We start from the raw sequence: 18,515 nt of genomic DNA on the forward strand, positions 1-18,515 counted from the left end.
ATAGGAGCGACCCCATGGCTAACACCAAGAAGCAGGGCAAACCCAGCACGGTACCTGAGCAGGCTGTACCAGCTCCCGATGAGCAGGGGTTGGCCTTGCCGCCCAGCGGCAGCGACGCCAGCATTGTCAATGCGGCCGAGACCACCATGGCAACTGCCGGACCCGTTGCTGACCCTGGCGCCAATGCCGCACAGGAAGCGGGCAGCCCAACGAACGAGGTGCCGGTAGAGCTGGCGCCGGTTGCCACCTCAGCCGATGATAATGCAGGTGCTGGCGCCTCGCTGAGCCAGCCGGGCCAGGCTGACGACGCGCTGCATGGCGCTACCGATGCGGCAGGGCTGGAAGAATCCACCTCGAGCGCCTCGGTCGGGTTGAACCCGGCCACGGTCGAGGTTTACCCGCTGCGCTCGTTCATGGACGAGGGCGAGCTGCGTCGGCGCGGCGGTCCGAGCTATCTGGTACCGCGGCTTCACGCCGAGGACCTCGAACGGCGAGGTCTGGTATCGCGCACACCGCTGGAGGAGTGAGCCATGTCATTGATCAGCATGGCGCAGGCCCGGGCCCACCTTCGTGATCCAGACGATGACGACGATTATCTGCAGCTGCTGATCGACTCGGCCGAGCTCTCGGCAATGAACTACCTCAACTGCCAGGTTTACGTCGATGCGCAATCGATGGCAGAGGCGGTACTGGCAGGCTCGGCTGGGGAAAACCCTATGCTCAGCAACGCATCGTTCAAGTCGGCGTGCCTTCTGATCCTGGGTCACCTCTACGCCAACCGGGAAGACGTAGTGACGGGGACAATCGCGACTGACCTGCCTCGAGGCTCGCAGGCCTTGCTGACTCCATACCGGGTGGGGTGGGGTGTATGAGGGCCGGACCGCTTCGTCACTTGTTTGAAGTCACTGTCCGTCACGAGGAGCGCACCAAGTCCGGCGGGGCTGTCGTCACCTGGCTCCCTGCAGCTCGTCCAAAGATGTGGGGTGAAGTGCGTACACCCTCTGGCCGGATCATCGCTGTAGCTGAAAAGCTCAAAGCGATAGTTACAGCCGAGATCATCAGCAGGCCTCGAGCTGACATGGTGGCAGGCGTAAGGCTCAGCCGCCGGGGCGTCACGTATCAGGTCGAGGCTGTATTGCCAGACAACGAAAACACGCTGATGAGACTTCTTTGCTCATCGGTACCGAATCCATGAGGTGAACCATGAAAATTCAAGCATTGGGCCCGCTGACCGGTGCATCCGGCGAGCGCGAAAAGGGCGATATCTTCGAAGTGAAGAAGGAACACGGCGAAGGCCTGATCGCCCGCGGCTACGCGATCGAGATCAAGGAAGACGCGGCGCAGGAAAAAACAGCCAAGGCCCAGGCCAAGGAGTAGGCCATGGCCCGCCGCTCAAAGATGCGCGGCGATATCCGCCTACGGCGAACGTTGCGCAACATCCACAAGACCATGGACAACGAATTGGCCCCGGCCATGCGCCATGTTGCCGAGCGGGTGCTGGCCACGCAGCAACAGCTGATGCCCAAGGATACGGGCGCTGCCGCCGCCGCGCTGAAGATCTACGTCGCGCCCAGCGGCCTTGATGCGCAGATCGGGATCAGGGGCAAGCGCGACAATCGCAAGTTCTTTTACCTGCGCTTCATTGAGTACGGCACCAAGGGCTACATCGGCGGCAAGCGAGCCGGGAACCGAAACCGGCGTGCGACCAACAAGAGCGACGGTACGCATTTCTTCGGAAAGTACCCGGACATTCCGGCCAGGCCGGCGCATCCGTGGCTTCGCCCCTCCATCGACGTGAACCGTGAGTACGTAATGGCTGACATCGAGACGGCCGTCCGCCGCACGCTGCGCAAGGCAAGCCAGGGGGTGGGCAATGGCTGATCCCTCGGTATCGCTCCAAGAGGCCATTTTTGCCAGGCTGCAGGCCGAAGTGAGCTGCCCGGTCTACGACGGTGCCCCCATGGACGCCGACATGCCCTATGTGTCGATCGACCGCGAGGTCTCAGTCAACGTCAGCCCGATATCAGGCCGTAAGCGCGAGCAGCGCCTGCTGTACCTGTCGGTCTGGTCAGACACGGTTGGCCAGGCAGAGGTGAAACGCATCAACGGGGAGGTCATTGCCGCCCTGGACGAGCGCCCGCTGCCGCTGAGCGTCGGCAGGGCTGTCTCTGTGCGCGTTATCCAGTCGGACGCCCAGCGTGACGCTGACGGGGTTACCTACCAGGGTTCGATCACCGTCCGCGTCATCACCACCCACTGATCCACCTACCGGCCGCACCGCGGCTTTATCCAATGTGCCTTTGGAGGACCCCCCATGGCCGAAGACAACCTGAACACCGCTGCTGGCTGCCGTTTCTGGCTTGGCGGCAAAACCGGCGCTGACACCCAGACCCAATACGAAGCCGACACCTATGTCGAGGTAGGCGAAATTGAAGACCTGGGCGAGTTCGGCGACACATTCAGCAGCGTGACTTTCACGTCGCTGAAGAACGGCCGCGTGCGTAAGTACAAGGGCACCGCTGATGCTGGTGACCTGACGCTGACCGTGGGGCTGGACAACGGCGATGCCGGCCAGAAGGCGGTGAAGGTCGCTCACAAGGACCGTAGCAAGGGCGATTACAACATCAAGATCACTCTCAACGATGGTGATCCTACCGCCACTCCAGCGCTCAAGCCGACCACGTTCTACATGCGAGGGAAGGTGATGAACAACACCGTCGCGCCTGGTGCCGCCGACAACGTCGTGCGCCGCAACATCACCATCGGCATCAACTCCGATATCTTGGAGCTGCTACCTGCAGCCGCCTGAATAACCGGGGCTCAGCCCCGGCAACCAAGGACAGTGCTTTATGAACAAGACCCTCCACGGGACTTTGACCGTGAAACTGGGTGATGAGGAGTTCGTCCTCCAGCCAACGTTGAAAGCGGTGCGGGCTATTGAAAGCCGTTTTGGTGGCCTCCGCGGTGCCTCGCAAACCATCTCTGCCTTGAGCATTGATGGCTGCGCGATAATCCTGGCTGCTGGAGCCGGCCTGGAAGGCAAGGCTGCAGACGCTATGCCAGAGAAAATTTGGCAAGCCGGCGTGCTGGGCGTTGCCAGCCAACTCAATGCTTACCTGGTCGCGCTTTACAATCCACGCGGCGGTGATGAGGGAAAGGAGGTAGCCGGGGAGGCGTGAGCGTTGTCGAGGATGGCAGCTACGTAGACCGGCTTTATGCAATCGCCACAGGGTGGCTTGGCTGGTCGCCAGATGCAGCATGGCGCACGCCTCTTCCGGAGTTGTTCCTGGCCATGGATGCGCGCATCGAGTGGTCACAGATGACGAACCCATTCGGGAAGGGTAAGCCTCAGCCAGGGAAGGACAAGCCAAGTGCATCCAGTGTGGCAGACAAGCTGCGGATGGCGCTGACTGGGAAAACAAGACATTGATCATTCGTCCACGGCAAAAGATGGTGCTAAAGTTTCAAGCTTTTGGGTGAGGTGTTGACGTGAGATTGATGACCGCGGCCCTAATCGCCGTATTTCTGAGCGGGTGCTCAACCTCTCCCATGCCATCGTCTGAAGCCTCCAAAGTTCCCGATTCGAGGATCTTTGCATTCTCTGCCAAAGACCAAGCAAGACTGGTGGTGACCAGGGATTCAGGTTTCCTTGCCGGGGGATGCAATTACGAGCTCTACATCGATGGAAAATTGGCTGCTGAATTTGCCGCTGGAGAAACAGCTGAGTTTGGGCTGAAGCCGGGGCAACATGCCATTGGCATAGCGGGCGCTAGGCATTGCGCTGGTGCTGGCATCCTTGAGTCTGAGGTGACACTTAAGCCAGGCGAGACCGTGAAGCGAAGGATGTTTACCAACTCGGCCGGCTTTCATTTAACACCAACAGGCTTCTAATCTCACGAACCCGCTCTGGCGGGTTTTTTTTCGGCCGGAGACAGTGATGACGGATACAGACATCCAGGGGATGCTGGTTCGAATTGAGGCGACTACAGCTCAACTTCGCTCAGAAATCGCGAGGGCTGATTCGACGGTTGCCAGGGGCGCTACTGCAATTGACCGAAGCCTTGCTCGAATCGACGAGAGCTTCGACAGGGCAGGTGAAAGAGCCCAACGTGCCGGGGCTCTGATTAAAAATGCTTTGGCTGTGGCGGTGGGCGCTGCCTCGGTACGCTCAATAATCGATGTTGCCGACTCCTACTCACAAATGTCGGATCGAATGGGGCTGGCGACCTCAAGCGTCAACGAATACAACCTAGTGCAAGACAGGTTGCTAGACACAGCTAAGCGGACCTATCGGCCCTTGAGTGAAGCTCAAGAGCTTTACATCCGGACGGCAGACAGTCTCAAGTCCATGGGCTACAACACCAGCCAAGCGTTGGATGTAATGGACAGCTTCAGCTTCCTGCTTGTGACCAACTCAGCAAGCACTGACAAGGCGGCATCCGCCATTGATGCTTACTCCAAGGCGCTCCAGACCGGAAAGGTTGAAGCTGACGGTTGGCAATCGATCCTCGCGGCAATGCCAACGGTAGTAGACACGTTAGCTAAAGCGACTGGTAAAAGCGCAGAGGAAATTCGCTCTCTTGGAGCGGCTGGTAAGCTCAATCTGGACCTCCTCACTGACGGTCTTCGGAAGTCGGCACAGGCAAACGGTGAGCTAGCTGACAGCATGGGCGTAGCGGTGCGTGATGCGCTACAAAATCTCAACAATGCTTTCACGGTCTACATCGGCCGCTTAAACGAGACCACTGATGGGACTGGTGTCCTTGCCAAGGGTATCAGCGTAATCGGGGATAACTTCGATACCCTGGCGAACATTGCTGGGGTCGTGGCGGTTGGAGCTTTGGCAGGGTACGCAAGGGGGTTAGCTGGAAGCGCTGCAGCGTCAATCGCTGCTACCAGAGCTGCCGTAGCCGATGCCATCGCGCGAAAGTCGCAGGCGACTGCCGTACTACTCGCAGCTCAGGCCGAACAGCAAAAAGCACAGACCGCTGTATTCCTGGCAGAGAAAGAAGCCATCGCAGCGCGCGGGACCGCTGTGCAAACTCAGCTGTCGCTCCAGCTTGCTGAAGCGCGGATGGTTGAGACGCGTGCTACCAACGCAGTCGCTGCTGCGCAGGCAGGCGTTAGCAGAGCGTCAGTAGGCGTGTTAGGTGTGCTGGGTGGGCCCGCCGGCGTTGCTGCCCTGGCTATCGGGGCAGCGACAGCCTTCCTCGCCCTTCGCGACAATACGAGTGTGCTTGAAGAGAAACTCGGCAACCTCAGCGACCCCATCGACAAGCTCATCGAACGCTTCAACAAGCTCAACCGTGCGACCCAGTCAGTGACCCTGCGCGAGCTCAAGGCTTCCATCGAAGATGCCGAGGGCGAGCTCAAGACCGCCTCGGGTTCCATTGCCTTCGAGTTTCAAAGCAGCCTGACGAACGCAGGCTTGGCGGGTGCCTCTGGATTCATGGCAGGCATAGCGCCGCTGTCAGCCGAGTTCCAGGCGGCCATGGATGTGGTCAAGAAGGCTTCCGCCGACCAAGCCGCGGGCATGAAGGTCGACTGGAAAGCGGTGGCCGATATCATCCGCGAAGTGCCAGGCGTAACGGCGGAAATGGCAGATGCTCTAGAGGAGAGCGGCGGCGCTGCCACTGATAAGGCCGACGCAATCCAGCGGCTGAAGCAGGCCATGGCCGAGCTCACGGGGGAGACGGACGAGAATACCCGCGCTGAGCGAGAGAATGCCGCTGCCCGCGCAGCTGCAACTCAGGCGTTCGACAAATATATCGAGCAGCAGGGCAAGCTGCTGGCTGCGGCCCAGGACAAGACCTTCACAGCAGCCGCAAAGCGGCACATCAGCGAGCAAACTGACCTCACCGACGCGCAGAAAACGGCCATTCTGTCGATGGCTGCTGCACGTGATGCGCAAAAGAAAGCCGATGACGCTGCTGCCAAGGCAGGCCGTAAACAAGCGTCCGAGTCGGAAAAGGCCGCCAAGCAGCAGCTAAAAGACTTCGAGTCATCGGAGGAGGGCTACAAGCGGCAGATCAAGCTGATCAACACCACTGGCGACAAACAACAGGACGCCACTGAGGTCGCTAAGCTGTCGTTTGAGCTTCAAGAGGGCAAGCTTGGCAACCTGTCGAAGGCTCAGCAAAAGCGGCTCCTGGAACTGGCTGCAGAGCTGGACGGGCTCAACAAGATTAAGAAGGCCAATGAGGATGCGCTGAAGCTAAGCGCTTTCAAGACTGCGCAAGCCTCTGGCACACAAACAGCCATCAACGGCTATGCACAGGAGCTGGCGGGAATTGGGATGGGCGACAAAGCCCGTGACCGGATGCGTGCCGATCTGGCCGTACGGCAGAAGTATGTCGAGGATGTAAAGGCCCTCAACGAACAGCGAAATACTGGTCAGATTACCCCTGAGCTCTATGCCAGCCAGACAGAAGTTTTACAGGAAGAGCTGAACAAGCAGCTGTTTGCCCAGCAGCTCTACTACGAGCAGGTTGATGAGCTGCAGACCAACTGGGTGCTGGGTGCTCAGGAAGCCTGGCAGAACTATGCTGACGCGGCCACCAACTACTCCGCAACTGCAGCCGATGCTACCGCGTCTACTCTCGGCAGCGCCCGCAGTGAACTTGGAGCATTCTTCGCCGATATGGCCACCGGGTCAAAGGACGCCGGCGACGCATTGGCGGACATGGTGACTGGTTTCGGAAAGTCAGTGATATCGACCTTGGCCGATATGGCAGCTCAGTGGCTGATCTACCAGGCGGTGCAGCTTGTGGTCGGTAAAACCACTCAGTCATCTGCAAGCCTTGGCATGGTAGCTAATGCCCAGGCAACGGCCTTCCAAGCGCAACTGGCCGCATATGCATCTACCGCAGCCATCCCTATTTACGGGCCCGCTCTGGCGCCTGCTGCAGCGCTTACGGCGGCAGCTGCTACGGCCCCCATGGTTGCCGGGGTAGCCTCAACCTCAGCGATGGCAGGTGCAGGCTTCATGGATGGCGGCTACACAGGCCACGGTCGCAGAGATGAAGTTGCCGGCCCTGTCCACCGTGGGGAGTACGTTTTCGATGCCGAGGCCACTGCCAGGATTGGTGTTGGCAATCTGGAAGCCCTTAGCGATGGGCGCATTGGGATGATCGGTCGAGGTTCGTCAGCTTCTGCTGGCGCAGAGCGCGCGCAGAGCGGTGGTGCCCAGATCATCATCAACTCACCAATCAACGTCCAGGCCCAGCAAGGAGTAAGTGAAGAGCAGGCGAGGCGTCAGGGTGAAGGTCTGCGAGAGGGCTTCGAAGGTGTCGTGCGTGATGTGCTGTATCGGGAAACCCAGCAGGGCGGCCTTCTTTGGAGAAAGTGATGACAGAGATCTTCAGCTTTGACGTTGAGGCCGAAGCTGACGGCGAGGTCAAGCAGAACACCTGGGAGAACAACTTCGGTGATGGTTTTGTCCAGGCAGGTGGCGTCGGCATTAACACCAAGACACAGTCGTGGAGCTTGTCCCATACAGGCCTTCTAGTCGAGGGAGAGGAAGCCTTTGAGATTCGCAAGTTCCTAGACCGCCATGAGGGCTATCGCACCTGCTACTGGACGCCGCCGGGTGGTGTGCAGGGTCGGTACAGGGCCAAAGGCTACAAAATCAGAGCCCGTGGCGCTCCCAACCTGGTGACCATCAGCTGGACTTTCGATCAGCGATTTACCCCCTATTGACCCCGCGCTTGCGGGGTTTTCTCTTTCAGAGGCCCCATGACTTTCGAATCCGATATCCAGAAGCTTGAGCCTGGCAACCAGATCCGGCTCTACGAGGTGGACGCGACCCGACTGGGCGGGAACATCATGCGCTTCCATGGCCATGCTCAGGAGGCCGATATCATCTGGCAGGGCCAGCTCTATTCGGCCATGCAGATCGAGGCCAAGGGCTTCGACATTCGCGGCGATGGCCGGCCTGCCACCCCGACCCTGCAGATGGTCAACGAAATTGACGGGGTGCGTGGCGCGGTCACAGCGCTCTGCCTGGCGCTCAAGGACCTGGTGGGCTCCAAGGTCAGGGTCATCGAGACCTTCCGCCACTTCCTGGATGCTGCGAACTTCCCGGACGGAAACCCCGATGCGTCCAACCAGGCCCGGGAAAACCTCTGGTACATCGAGCAGAAGACCGACGAGAACCGCCAGCAGGTGACCTTCCAGTTGTCCAGCCCTTTGGACATGGGCGGCGTCATGCTGCCGGCTCAGCAGATCACCAAGCTATGCCGCTGGGCCTGCCGTGGGCAGTACCGGGGTGAGGCCTGCGCCTATACTGGCGCTGCCATGTACACCAAGCAGGACGAGCCCACTGACAACCCGGCGCTCGACCGCTGCCCGGGGCGCTGGAAGAGCTGCAAGCTTCGCGGCAACACACGCCGCTTCGGCGGCTCCATGGGCGCAAGCCTGATCGTCAGCTCGAGGTGATCAATGCGTATCAACCAGTCACTGCAGGCCGCGATCCGCGAGCATGCCGAACGCGCGTATCCGGCCGAAGCGTGCGGGGTGCTGATCAAGACCGACCAGGGCCGGGCCTATGTGCCGTGCCGCAACCTGGCGAAAACGCCGCGGGAGAACTTCCGCCTTCACCATGAGGACTTGGCAGACGCCGAGGATCAGGGCGAGCTGCTGGCGATCGTGCACAGCCATCCTGATGCTGCGCCTACGCCCAGCATGGCAGACCGGGTGAGCTGTGAACTGCATGAGGTGCCCTGGGGGATCGTCGGCTGGCCAGGTGGCGACATGCAGTGGTTCAAGCCGTCAGGCTACCAGGCCCCGCTACTGGGTCGCGAGTTCGCCCATGGCCTGCTGGATTGCTGGGCCGCCTGTCGCGACTGGTACGCCCGCGAGGCCGGCTTGGTGTTGCCCAACTTCGAGCGCGATGACCTCTGGTGGGAGCAGGAAGACGGCCCAAGCCTGTATGAGGCCAACTTTGCTGCAACCGGCTTCTACCAGGTGGATGAGCCCCGGCGCGGCGACATGCTGGTGTTTATGGTGCCATCGCCTGGGCGGCCCTGCTTTCACCCTAATCATGCAGCTATTTACCTCGGCAGCCAGCCGGAGCTGACCAGCGAGCCGGCGGCGCGCCTGGGTGGCAGCGGGCCCTTCATCTACCACCACATGGCCGGCAGGGCCTCCACGCGGGAAGTCTACGGCTGGTCAATGGCCAACCGCTGCCGGCTGATCCTGCGGCACAAGGACTTTCAACCATGAAGCGCAAAGTGAAACTGTATGGGGTGCTGCGCAAGCACTTTGGACGCGAGTACGACCTGGATGTGAACAGCACACGCGACGCCATTCAGGCGCTGTGCAACATGGTGCCCGGCTTCGAAAAGTTCCTGACCACGGGCGAGGAGCGAGGACTGGTATTCACCGTGTTCTCCGGCACCCGCAACCTGTCAGCCGATGACTTGGACATGGTGGGCGACGACGCCGGAGACATCCGAATTGCCCCGATCATTCAGGGCAGCAAGCAGGCCGGGCTGTTCACCACCATCATCGGCGTCGTGCTCATTGTGGCTGGCTACTTCACCTTCGGTACCACCTCCGCCTATGGCGTGGCGATGATCGCCGGCGGTGCCGCCATGGCTGCAACTGGTGTGGTGCAGATGCTGTCGCCCACACCGACAACTGGCAGCCTTGATCGCAACGAGGACGGCAACAACCCCAGCTACGGGTTTGGCGGTGCGGTCACGACGATTGCCCAGGGCAATCCCTACCCGGTGCTGTACGGCGAGCGCGAGATCGGCGGAGCCGTAGAGTCGGGGGGGATCTACCCGCAAGACCGGCTGTGAATATTGGCAACACACGACCCGCTTCGGCGGGTTTTTTCGTTTGTGGAGACTGGAATGGTCCAAGTATCGAAGCGCGCGCCGCAGCAGTCCCGCGCAGCGCGTAAGCGCCAGGTTGTGGGCAGCAAGGGCGGGGAGAAGAAGCAGAAGCAGCCCAGCATCGCTTCCAACAGCGTTCCGTCCATCGCCGTTGCCCGCCTGCTGTACCTGTGGAGTTGGGGCCCGATTGTGGGGCCGGTCAATGGACTGCGCTCCGTCAAGCTCGATGGCACCCAGGTCATGGCCGACGACGGCACCATGAACTACCCGGGTGTCAAATGGCAGTTTCGCTCAGGTGAGTTGAACCAGGAGCGGATGTCCGGCATCACCGAGTCGAGCAACGAGATTGCTGTTGGCCAGTTGCTGCTGACCACTGCGCCCTACGTGCACACCATCAGCAACCCCATGCTGGATGCCGTGCGTTTGCGTTTTTCCTGGCCACAACTGCAGCGCCAGGACCAGGCCGGCAACATTGATGGTGTCCGCATTGAGTATGCGGTCGATGTATCGACCGACAATGGCCCGTTCCAGCAAGTGCTGGCGTCTGAGGTCAACCGCAAGAACGTCACCAAGTATGAGCGCTCGCACCGGATCGAGCTTCCCGCCGGTTCGCGCTGGACCATTCGTGCCCGCCGTATCACGCCCGAAGCCAACAGCTCGCTGACCCAGGATGGGATGTACGTTGAGGCGTTGTCGGAGGTGGTCGACAACGACCAAGAATACCCGCTGACCGCCGTCAGCTGCGTGGAGTACGACGCCGAGCAGTTCGGTGGCGATATCGCCAAGATCGCCGTGCTGATGCGCGGGCGCATCGTGCGCGTACCTGCCAACTACAACGCAGAGACTCGCACCTACGCCACCAGCGGTGCTGGTACCACCAACGGGGTCTGGGATGGCACCTTCAAGGAGGCCTATACCAACAACCCGGTCTGGGTCTTCTATGACCTGGTGCTGCACCCTTACTACGGTCTGGGAGATCGCATTGATGCAAGCATGATCAATCGCTGGTCGCTGTATCGCATCGGGCAGTATTGCGACCAATTGGTGCCAGACGGCATGGGCGGCCAAGAACCGCGCTTCACCTGTAACCTGTACCTGCAGAAGCAGGCCGAGGCCTGGGCGGTGATCCAGGACCTGGCAGCCATCTTCCATGGCCTGGCCTTCTGGGACGGTAGCCAGATCACAGTCAATGCCGATATGCCGCAGGACCCGGTTTACAACTACACCCTGTCGCAGATCCTCGACGACGGGGCGGTCAAGTACACCGGCAGTAAGCTGCGCGAGCGGCATAGCCAGGCCATGGTGTCGTTCGATGACCCGGCGCGGGGGTATTACACCGACAAAGAGCCCGTTTTCGACGAGGACGCGATCGCTGAATATGGGGTCCGCGAGATCTCCGTAGAGGCGGTGGGGTGCACCTCGCGTGGCCAAGCCCAGCGCGCTGGGCAGTGGGCTCTGATGACTGAGCAGCTGCAACTCAGGGGCGCAACATTCCGCGTTGGCCTGGATGGCTACATTCCGAAGCCAGGCAAAGTCATCACCTTGTCCGACCCAATGCTCGCTGGGCGGGACAATGGCGGACGTATCGCCGCAGTAACGGGCCGCGTCGTGACGGTTGACCGTGACATCTATGTTCCAAGCGGCGCCCGCCTGCTGGTCAACCTGCCTAGCGGGAGGTCCGAGGTTCGCCAGATCCGTTCTGTGGCCGGTCGCCAGATCACCGTGGTAGCCGAATTCAGCGAGACGCCGCAGCCTGAGTGTGCCTGGGTGCTGGACTTCGACGACCTCAAGGTCATGCAGTTCTACGTCCGCAACATCACCAGGCCTGAGTGGCACCAGTTTCAGCTGGAGTGCATCCAGTATGAGCCGGGCAAATTCGACGCCATCGATTTCGGTACCATCATCGATGACCGGCCCATCAGTGTGCTTCCGCCGGGCGTACAAGATGCACCCGCGCGCGTACTGATCGGCAGCTACTCCGCTGTGGACCAGGGCATTGCGGTCACCACCATGACCATCTCTTGGGATGCGGCACCAGGTGCTGTGGCCTACGACGTTGAATGGCGCTGGGGTTCGCGTGACTGGGTGAGGATGCCGAAAACCGGTCAGCTCACCGCTGATGTTCGTGGGGTCTACGCGGGTCAGTACTTGGCCCGCGTGCGCGCCATCAGTGCTATGGACGTGGCCTCTATCCCGACCACCTCAGCCCTGACGGAAATTGCCGGTAAAACAACGCCACCGCCGGCGGTGACCTTCCTGCGCGCTGAAAGCTTGATCTTCGGGATCAAGGTCACCATCGGTTACCCAGCTGGCGCCAGCGACACGCAGCGTGCAGAACTGTGGTACGGGCCGGGCTCAGACCTGGCAGCAGCCACGAAACTGACGGATCTGGCCTACCCGCAGGCAGACCACACCCTGCAGGGCTTGCGCGCTGGCCAGACGTTCTACTTCTGGGCGCGCCTGGTCGACCGTTCTGGCAACGTCGGGGCTTGGTTTCCGGTCGATGCGCCAGGGATTAAGGGTCAGGCCAGCGCCGACGCCGGTCCCATCCTTGAGCAGATTGCCAAGCAGATCGGCGAGAGCGAGCTCGGCAAGGAACTCACCAGCAAGATCGAAAAGATCCAGCTCATTGACGGCAACGGCCCGGGGTCGGTGAACGAGCGCGTAGGGGCGGCGAAGACCGAGCTGGCCAAGCAGATCAGCGATGTGAACAACGCTCTTGGCACTGTGAAGGGCAACCTCGAGCAGCAAATCACCGCCGTGAGCGCGGACGTTTCCGCTGCCAAGACCGAGCTGCAGCAGCAGATCGCCAATGTCTCGGCCTTGGCCGGCTCCTTGCCGTATCGCAAGGACAAGGCCTACAGCGTCGGCCAGAGCGCCCTGGGCAGTGATGGCAAGCTATACCAGGCCCTGAAAGCGGTACCCCTGAACACGCCACCGCCGAACGCCACCTACTGGACCGATGTTGGCCAGGCGGTAGTGACTGCCAACGGCATGGCCGCGCGGGTTTCGAAGGTCGAGACCGACGTGTCGACGCTGGATGGCAAGGTCACTGCCCAGGCGTCGCAGATCGGCGGACTGCAATCGAGCCTGACCACCACCAATGGCAATGTCTCGGCTGCCCAGCAGGCTGCTCAGGATGCGGCCACGCTGGCGGGCGGGAAGGGCAAGGTCATTGTTCAATCGGCAGCGCCTGCTGTTGCTGATCGTCTGGCGCAGAATCTGTGGATCGATACCACCAGCAATGCCAACACCCCGAAACGCTGGAGTGGCTCTGCTTGGGTGGCGGTGACGGACAAGGTGGCCACCGATGCTGCAGCCGCGGCCGCTGGCGCATTGGCCCTGGCACAAACCAAGGCCGATGCTTCGGTAGTCAGCAGCCTGACCACCCGGGTCAGCGATGCGGAGGGCAAGCTCACGTCGCAAGCCACCCGCATGGACGGCATGCAGACCAGCATCGACGGGAAGGCCAGTTCGCAGGCTCTGCAGCAGGTCACTAGCCGCGTGACGGCGACCGAGGACAAGGAGAAGGCCCAAGATCAGCTCATCAGCTCGCAAAGCCAGGCGCTTACCTCGCTGACCGACAGCGTGAGCAAGAAGGCCGATGCCTCAACGGTCCAGGCCCTGAGCAACGAGGTGAAGACCCAGGGGCAGAACCAGACCGCCCAGGGCCAGGCGCTGACCCGGATAGACACAAAGCTGCTGGCCAGTCAGGACAATTCGCCGACCAAGGTTTACCAGAGCGTGTTTTCGGACATGGCTCAGGATCAATGGGTGTCTACCAATTCGGGTGCAGGTTCCTCGGCATCGTTCGGTACGCCCACTGGCATCACGCGGGGCGCGGCGCTGATCTTGTACGGCGGCGCCGGCAACAGGACTTGGTGGGGCGCTTCGACCCGCAAGATCCGCTTCGACCCGACGCGTCTGTACAAACTGACTATCCGAGTGCAACAGGTCGCCATGGGTACCGGCTCGCCCGGCACCTACGCTGGCCTTGATTGCTACGCGGAAGACGGCAAAACCCGCGTCAGTACGCTGGGAACCGGCTCGGTTGGTTCGTCTCATTACGTCCTGCTGGCCAACAGAAAGCTCGCCCAAGGTGAATGGGCAACCGCCGAGGTGTACGTAAAGGGCCATACCACTGGCTCGGAAGGCGGGGCAGCAGGCGCCGGGACGCTGGCAGACCCCAAGCGGCTTAAGGAAGGTGCTGCCTGGTTCTCGCCCATGATCATCGCCGGTTACTCGGACTTGGGCGGGCAGGTCGTTGTCGATTATTTCGACATCGAGGACGCCACCGAGCAGGCGCAGATCGACGCAGGCGCTACGGCCACGTCGGCCATTGGTGCGCGGGTTGAGCGAACGGAGCAGGGACTGAGCTCGCAGTCCGGAGCCATCACCGTACTGATCAACACGCTGAATGCAACCAACCAGGAGGTGGCCAAGAAAGCCGATGCTTCAACGGTCCGGTCGCTAGACAATGCTGTGACGCAGCAGGGGGCCTTGATCACCGCTAACGGTCAGGCCTTGACAGGCATCAATGCAAGCCTGAGCAACTTGGGCGCCAGTGGCGTCAACCTGGTCCCGGCCGAGTACTGTGCGTTCACCAAAGACCTGCCGCCCATGTATTCCAACGGTGGCGTCAACGTCACCACGGTGGCTGATCCTCAAGCCCTCAAAGGCTATGCATTGCGGGCTGATAGCCGCGCCGTCGACTCTCACACCTTCGGTTTAAACACCGGTTTCAATGCGCCTGGTTGCAACATGGACTTCAAGCCAGGGAAATACCTGGTGTCCTTTTATGCCAGGACGGAGACGGCTGGCCATATGGTGGGGGCCTACGCCCGCGTGTTGCTCGCGGACGGGACATCTTTCAAGACGTCGAACGCGCCCACCTTCGCGTTGACCACGTCGTGGGCCAGGTACGCAGGGGTTATTGACCTGACAGACTCGGCCTACACCGGCACGCAGATGCAGCTGGCCATTCAGGGCAACCGCTCCGGGGTGGCCAACCGCATCAGCTACTTCGACCGATTCATGTTCGAAGCAGTGGTAAACGAGCAGAAGGCGCCGTCCACGTTCAGCATGGGCAACAGCTTCGACCAGGCCCAGGCGAACGCCTTGGCTAACACGGCCCTGACGGGGCGAGTGGAGCGGGCCGAAAGCGGGGTGACCAGTGTTTCCGGTCAGCTAACCGAGCTGAACAACAGCATCGGCGATGTGGGCGCGGAAAACCTGGTCTTCAACCCATCGTTCGAACGGGTCGATCCGGGCACTCCGGGAATGGCAGATGGCTGGTGGTATGACGGCACCGGCAGTACGACTCGAGTCCCGAGCCTGGTGCCGTCTTCGCTGGCATCGGGCACGGCCCAGCGATTGGACGTGACTGGCCTGACGTCGACCACCTGGGCCCGGTTCTACGTAAAGTCGCAGTTCCGGTTCAAGCCAGTGCCGGGCAAGACCTACACGGCATCGGTCTATATGCGCGGTACGCCGGGCCTGCGTATCTTGCCGCAGGTCTATGGAACCACTGAGGCAGGTGCTGGTACCGAGAGCTGGGCAGCGGCTCGCACCGATGCAACAGACGGCTGGGTACGGCTGACCGTAACCTTTACGCCCGGCGCCGTTACGACCAAGATTTACGCAGCGGTCGTGGTGTATGGCGGTGGCTCGGCCAACAGCGGCTTCATTGAGGCCGACCGCTATCAGATCGAGGAGGGTATCCGGGCAACCGGTTGGCGGGACAATGGCCAGGTCAACAGTTTCGAGAGTTCGGCCCTGTCGTCCGCCGTGACTGGGCTGTCATCAACGGTCTCGCAGCAGGGCTCGAACCTGTCGAGCGTCAGCAGCCGGACGACCAACCTGGAGAACGCTGTCAACAGCACCTCCAGCGGTTTGCCGTCCAAAGCCAGCACCAGCGCGCTTCAGTCTCTGACCGGTCGTGTGACAGCGGCCGAGGGTGGTTTGACCGCTGCCAATTCGAGCATCACGCGGATTGGCAGCCAAGTCGAAGCTATCGGCGGGTCAGGGGCAAACCTGATGCCGGCGGAGTACTCCACGTTCACTGATTCGCTACCGGTCTTCCGGAGCCAATCCGGGCTGGTGTTCAGTGCAGTGGCAGACGCTGCGGCCTACAGCGGCAGGCTGCTCAAGGTTGAGTCGAACTCTGGGTCGGGTTGGACTTGGCTGGCAAGTAGTCCCACCGACTACAACCTGCGCTTGGTAACGGGGCGCCAGTACATCGTCTCGTTTTGGGCCAAAGGCAGCGCGGTCCATAACGTGGCGGTCCGTATGCGCTTTCAGAACGTCGCGGGCGGCGAAAGCGAGGTGGTCTTCGCCAACGTGAACGTGGGTCTGGAGCTCGCGCGGTACAGCGGTGTGTTCACGGCTCCTGCAGCGCTGGCTGGGCCTGCCTGTGTGGTGCTGTTCACGCAGTCAGCAGGTAATTCCGGGTCTACTTGGTTCGACGGTTTCATGGTCGAGGAGAAGATCGGCGAATCGACGGCGCCCTCTGCCTTTACGCCTGGCACATCCACGCGCCAGGCTGCTGGCCAGGCGCTTGCGGTATCGGCGCTGGATACCAAGGTCACCCAGCAGGGTGCCAAGATCGAGTCGGAGGCCAAGCGCACGGACGGGCTGTACACGTCAGTGGGCAACGCCAACTCAGCGATTCAGGATGAAACGACTGCTCGCGCCACTGCTGACTCGGCACTTAGCACGCGGATCAACACCGCCCAGGCGAAAGCCGATGAAGCAGCAGCTGCGGTCCAGAGCGAGGTTCAAGCGCGGGCAAATGCCGATGGCGCTCTTTCCAAGCGCGTCGACACTGCCCAAGCAACGGCGGGTAACGCTAACGCTGCTGTTCAGCAGGTCGCGACTGCACAGTCGAATCTGAAGGGTGAGCTCAATGCCCAATATACCGTTCGGGTCCAGGTAAACCGGCAAGGCGGCTATTATCACTTCGGTGGGTTTGGGATCGGGGTTACAGAGCAGGGCGGTGTCGCTCAATCGGCCTTCGTGGTGTATTCCGATCAGTTTTTGCTGATCAACTCCAATGGGGGCGGCCTGTCTTCTCCTTGGTCTGTAGTAGGGGGACAGACGTTCATCGCCGATGCGTACATTCGCGACGCCAGTATCGGTGCTGCGAAGATTCAAGACGCTGCCATTGGTACAGCCAAGATCCAGGATGCTGCGATCTCAACCGCTAAAATCGGCGATCTGCAGGTGAGCACGCTCAAGATCGGCAACGAAGCGGTGACGATCCCGCGCTACACAGGCTATGCCCCGCGCTTTGCTTGCAATGCTACTTGGCAAACCCCGTTATCGATCACGTTCTTCATGCCTCAACCAGGCATGGTTTACATCAACTACTGCTCGACGTTCCTCTCGAATGGCACCCAGTTCTATCAGTACCGCTTGGTCCTGGATGGAAACATGATCGCTGAGTCCGTCGCGAACTGGTCGGACAGCTCCATCACCCTGGCATCTGGTCAGTACGTGGGAGCAGGCCAGCACACGGTTGATTTCTCGATCCTGGGGGCGGTGGGCGTGGTGCTTTCCTATCAGAACCTTATGGTGCAAGGAATCATGCGATGACTCAGTCACCCCAAGTCGGGGAGGTTGTGCTCTACAACGATCGTGGAGAAATCCGTATGCGGGGCTACATGTCCCGGCTCGAGGCGGAGCTCAACGCGAAGCGAACAGGATTCTCCTATCTGTTCGCCCGGGCCAGCGAGCTCGAGCAGTTCGTCAGCGCGGGCAAGATCGTGCCTCTACCGAAGATGGCACTGCAGCTGGTTGGGATGACCCTCAAAGGCGTGCCCGCCAATGCGGTGCTCAACATTGAGGGCGTGGAGTACACCGCCGACGGCAGCGACATCGAGTTGGGCTTCAGCCTGCCCGGCGAGTACGAGGTCGTGATCGACCTATGGCCTTACCAGAGCGAGGTATTGAGAGTTGAAAATCGAGCACAAAAGTGACCATGCCAAAGCCCGGGCCACTGACTACCCGGCGATCGAGGAACAGCTGGACATGCTTTGGCATGCGATGGACCAAGGAACAATGCCCAAGGCCGAGCCGTTCTATTCCACGATCCGACGAGTAAAGCAGCAATACCCCAAGACCTGACAGTTAACCACCTCTCAAGCCTGCCACGCGCGGGCATTTTTTTGCCTGGAGATAAACCATGCCCTATGTAGCCATCAACCTGACCAACGATTACGACCCTGACAACAAGACCCGATTCAACACCCTGGAGCAGGCCAAGGAGCGTATTCAAGCCGGCCTGCTCCAGTTCCCCAGCCACCGGTTCGTTACAGCCGAGCTCCTCGAGGAGTTCACTGCCGAAGTCGTGATCACTGGTAGCGAGCCAGCCAAGCCCGATCCGGTACCGGACGAGAGCACCGAGGCCTGAGCCCCACGCTTCACCATACAGCCCGCTCGGCGTGGGCAATTTGTGCCTGTCGAGTTACTTTCCAAAGCGCCTCATGCGCGAGTAGCGGTGCCTCTCATTTCCTGCCGATTTGAAACTTCAGTTTATCGGTTGGCCACCAGTTGAAAGACGGAGGTGGCTCATAGCAGCCTGGCTGGTTAGCAGGCGAAGCATCACACCGAACGGTGTATCCCTTCGAGCCTACCTCTGTAGTGTCATCGCTGGAGCTATAGTGAGAGCAGCCCGCC

17 protein-coding genes are annotated in these 18,515 nt (G+C 60.8%); all 17 read left to right on the plus strand.

Annotation, left to right across the window (positions count from 1 at the left end):
* Positions 1–14 precede the first annotated feature (14 nt).
* The 17 genes from PFU01S_RS03550 (at position 15) to PFU01S_RS03620 (ending at position 18,249) form a co-directional block, all read left to right on the plus strand.
* Positions 15–527, plus strand: coding sequence for a hypothetical protein (locus tag PFU01S_RS03550; RefSeq protein WP_028686474.1), 513 nt, complete (start codon positions 15–17; stop codon positions 525–527).
* 3 nt (positions 528–530) lie between these two features.
* Positions 531–872 carry a head-tail connector protein gene (locus tag PFU01S_RS03555; protein ID WP_028686473.1) on the plus strand — a complete coding sequence of 114 codons (342 nt, stop codon included), beginning with the start codon at positions 531–533 and terminating at the stop codon, positions 870–872.
* On the plus strand, positions 869–1,195 hold the full coding sequence (locus tag PFU01S_RS21590; RefSeq protein WP_081783921.1) for a head-tail adaptor protein: 327 nt from the start codon (positions 869–871) through the stop codon (positions 1,193–1,195). The genes PFU01S_RS03555 and PFU01S_RS21590 overlap by 4 nt, the downstream gene beginning before the upstream one ends.
* Positions 1,196–1,203: 8 nt before the next feature.
* The gene (locus PFU01S_RS22330) at positions 1,204–1,377 is read left to right on the plus strand and encodes a hypothetical protein (RefSeq protein WP_169738679.1); all 174 of its coding nucleotides are present in this window, start codon (positions 1,204–1,206) and stop codon (positions 1,375–1,377) included.
* A 3-nt stretch (positions 1,378–1,380) separates the two neighbouring features.
* A complete protein-coding gene (locus PFU01S_RS03560) occupies positions 1,381–1,881 on the plus strand; it encodes a hypothetical protein (protein ID WP_028686472.1) in 501 nt (166 codons plus the stop codon).
* Positions 1,874–2,260 (plus strand): DUF3168 domain-containing protein, encoded by a 387-nt coding sequence (locus PFU01S_RS03565; protein WP_028686471.1) that lies wholly within the window; start codon positions 1,874–1,876, stop codon positions 2,258–2,260. The genes PFU01S_RS03560 and PFU01S_RS03565 overlap by 8 nt, the downstream gene beginning before the upstream one ends.
* A 54-nt stretch (positions 2,261–2,314) precedes the next feature.
* The gene (locus PFU01S_RS03570; RefSeq protein WP_028686470.1) at positions 2,315–2,809 is read left to right on the plus strand and encodes a hypothetical protein; all 495 of its coding nucleotides are present in this window, start codon (positions 2,315–2,317) and stop codon (positions 2,807–2,809) included.
* A 40-nt stretch (positions 2,810–2,849) separates the two neighbouring features.
* Positions 2,850–3,179 carry a hypothetical protein gene (locus PFU01S_RS03575; RefSeq protein ID WP_028686469.1) on the plus strand — a complete coding sequence of 110 codons (330 nt, stop codon included), beginning with the start codon at positions 2,850–2,852 and terminating at the stop codon, positions 3,177–3,179.
* Positions 3,180–3,489: 310 nt separating this feature from the next.
* Entirely contained in the window at positions 3,490–3,891 is a 402-nt protein-coding gene (locus PFU01S_RS22065) for a hypothetical protein (RefSeq protein WP_153008549.1), read from the plus strand.
* A 46-nt stretch (positions 3,892–3,937) separates the two neighbouring features.
* Complete coding sequence (locus PFU01S_RS03585; RefSeq protein WP_028686467.1) at positions 3,938–7,348, plus strand: phage tail tape measure protein; 3,411 nt, start codon at positions 3,938–3,940, stop codon at positions 7,346–7,348.
* Positions 7,348–7,698: a phage tail protein gene (locus tag PFU01S_RS03590; protein ID WP_028686466.1), complete on the plus strand. Its 351-nt coding sequence runs from the start codon at positions 7,348–7,350 to the stop codon at positions 7,696–7,698. Before PFU01S_RS03585 ends, PFU01S_RS03590 begins: the two co-directional genes overlap by 1 nt.
* Positions 7,699–7,734: 36 nt before the next feature.
* On the plus strand, positions 7,735–8,436 hold the full coding sequence (locus PFU01S_RS03595) for a phage minor tail protein L (RefSeq protein ID WP_028686465.1): 702 nt from the start codon (positions 7,735–7,737) through the stop codon (positions 8,434–8,436).
* A 3-nt stretch (positions 8,437–8,439) separates the two neighbouring features.
* Positions 8,440–9,222 (plus strand): C40 family peptidase, encoded by a 783-nt coding sequence (locus PFU01S_RS03600; RefSeq protein ID WP_028686464.1) that lies wholly within the window; start codon positions 8,440–8,442, stop codon positions 9,220–9,222.
* Positions 9,219–9,803: a tail assembly protein gene (locus PFU01S_RS03605; protein ID WP_028686463.1), complete on the plus strand. Its 585-nt coding sequence runs from the start codon at positions 9,219–9,221 to the stop codon at positions 9,801–9,803. The genes PFU01S_RS03600 and PFU01S_RS03605 overlap by 4 nt, the downstream gene beginning before the upstream one ends.
* A 54-nt stretch (positions 9,804–9,857) precedes the next feature.
* Entirely contained in the window at positions 9,858–17,432 is a 7,575-nt protein-coding gene (gene gpJ / locus PFU01S_RS22855; protein WP_050437966.1) for a TipJ family phage tail tip protein, read from the plus strand.
* Complete coding sequence (locus PFU01S_RS21395) at positions 17,429–17,815, plus strand: hypothetical protein (RefSeq protein ID WP_050437965.1); 387 nt, start codon at positions 17,429–17,431, stop codon at positions 17,813–17,815. Before gpJ ends, PFU01S_RS21395 begins: the two co-directional genes overlap by 4 nt.
* 206 nt (positions 17,816–18,021) lie before the next feature.
* Positions 18,022–18,249: a hypothetical protein gene (locus PFU01S_RS03620; protein ID WP_028686462.1), complete on the plus strand. Its 228-nt coding sequence runs from the start codon at positions 18,022–18,024 to the stop codon at positions 18,247–18,249.
* Positions 18,250–18,515: the final 266 nt, after the last annotated feature.

The sequence above is a fragment of the Pseudomonas fulva NBRC 16637 = DSM 17717 genome (assembly GCF_000730565.1).
Classification (GTDB): Bacteria; Pseudomonadota; Gammaproteobacteria; order Pseudomonadales; family Pseudomonadaceae; genus Aquipseudomonas; species Aquipseudomonas fulva.

What these genes read in the sequence shown, in the direction of transcription:
- PFU01S_RS03550 (WP_028686474.1), top strand. Translation starts at nt 15, where the DNA reads ATGGCTAACACCAAGAAGCAGGGCAAACCCAGCACGGTACCTGAGCAG.
- PFU01S_RS03555 (WP_028686473.1), top strand. Translation starts at nt 531, where the DNA reads ATGTCATTGATCAGCATGGCGCAGGCCCGGGCCCACCTTCGTGATCCA.
- PFU01S_RS21590 (WP_081783921.1), top strand. Translation starts at nt 869, where the DNA reads ATGAGGGCCGGACCGCTTCGTCACTTGTTTGAAGTCACTGTCCGTCAC.
- PFU01S_RS22330 (WP_169738679.1), top strand. Translation starts at nt 1,204, where the DNA reads ATGAAAATTCAAGCATTGGGCCCGCTGACCGGTGCATCCGGCGAGCGC.
- PFU01S_RS03560 (WP_028686472.1), top strand. Translation starts at nt 1,381, where the DNA reads ATGGCCCGCCGCTCAAAGATGCGCGGCGATATCCGCCTACGGCGAACG.
- PFU01S_RS03565 (WP_028686471.1), top strand. Translation starts at nt 1,874, where the DNA reads ATGGCTGATCCCTCGGTATCGCTCCAAGAGGCCATTTTTGCCAGGCTG.
- PFU01S_RS03570 (WP_028686470.1), top strand. Translation starts at nt 2,315, where the DNA reads ATGGCCGAAGACAACCTGAACACCGCTGCTGGCTGCCGTTTCTGGCTT.
- PFU01S_RS03575 (WP_028686469.1), top strand. Translation starts at nt 2,850, where the DNA reads ATGAACAAGACCCTCCACGGGACTTTGACCGTGAAACTGGGTGATGAG.
- PFU01S_RS03585 (WP_028686467.1), top strand. Translation starts at nt 3,938, where the DNA reads ATGACGGATACAGACATCCAGGGGATGCTGGTTCGAATTGAGGCGACT.
- PFU01S_RS03590 (WP_028686466.1), top strand. Translation starts at nt 7,348, where the DNA reads ATGACAGAGATCTTCAGCTTTGACGTTGAGGCCGAAGCTGACGGCGAG.
- PFU01S_RS03595 (WP_028686465.1), top strand. Translation starts at nt 7,735, where the DNA reads ATGACTTTCGAATCCGATATCCAGAAGCTTGAGCCTGGCAACCAGATC.
- PFU01S_RS03600 (WP_028686464.1), top strand. Translation starts at nt 8,440, where the DNA reads ATGCGTATCAACCAGTCACTGCAGGCCGCGATCCGCGAGCATGCCGAA.
- PFU01S_RS03605 (WP_028686463.1), top strand. Translation starts at nt 9,219, where the DNA reads ATGAAGCGCAAAGTGAAACTGTATGGGGTGCTGCGCAAGCACTTTGGA.
- gpJ (WP_050437966.1), top strand. Translation starts at nt 9,858, where the DNA reads ATGGTCCAAGTATCGAAGCGCGCGCCGCAGCAGTCCCGCGCAGCGCGT.
- PFU01S_RS21395 (WP_050437965.1), top strand. Translation starts at nt 17,429, where the DNA reads ATGACTCAGTCACCCCAAGTCGGGGAGGTTGTGCTCTACAACGATCGT.
- PFU01S_RS03620 (WP_028686462.1), top strand. Translation starts at nt 18,022, where the DNA reads ATGCCCTATGTAGCCATCAACCTGACCAACGATTACGACCCTGACAAC.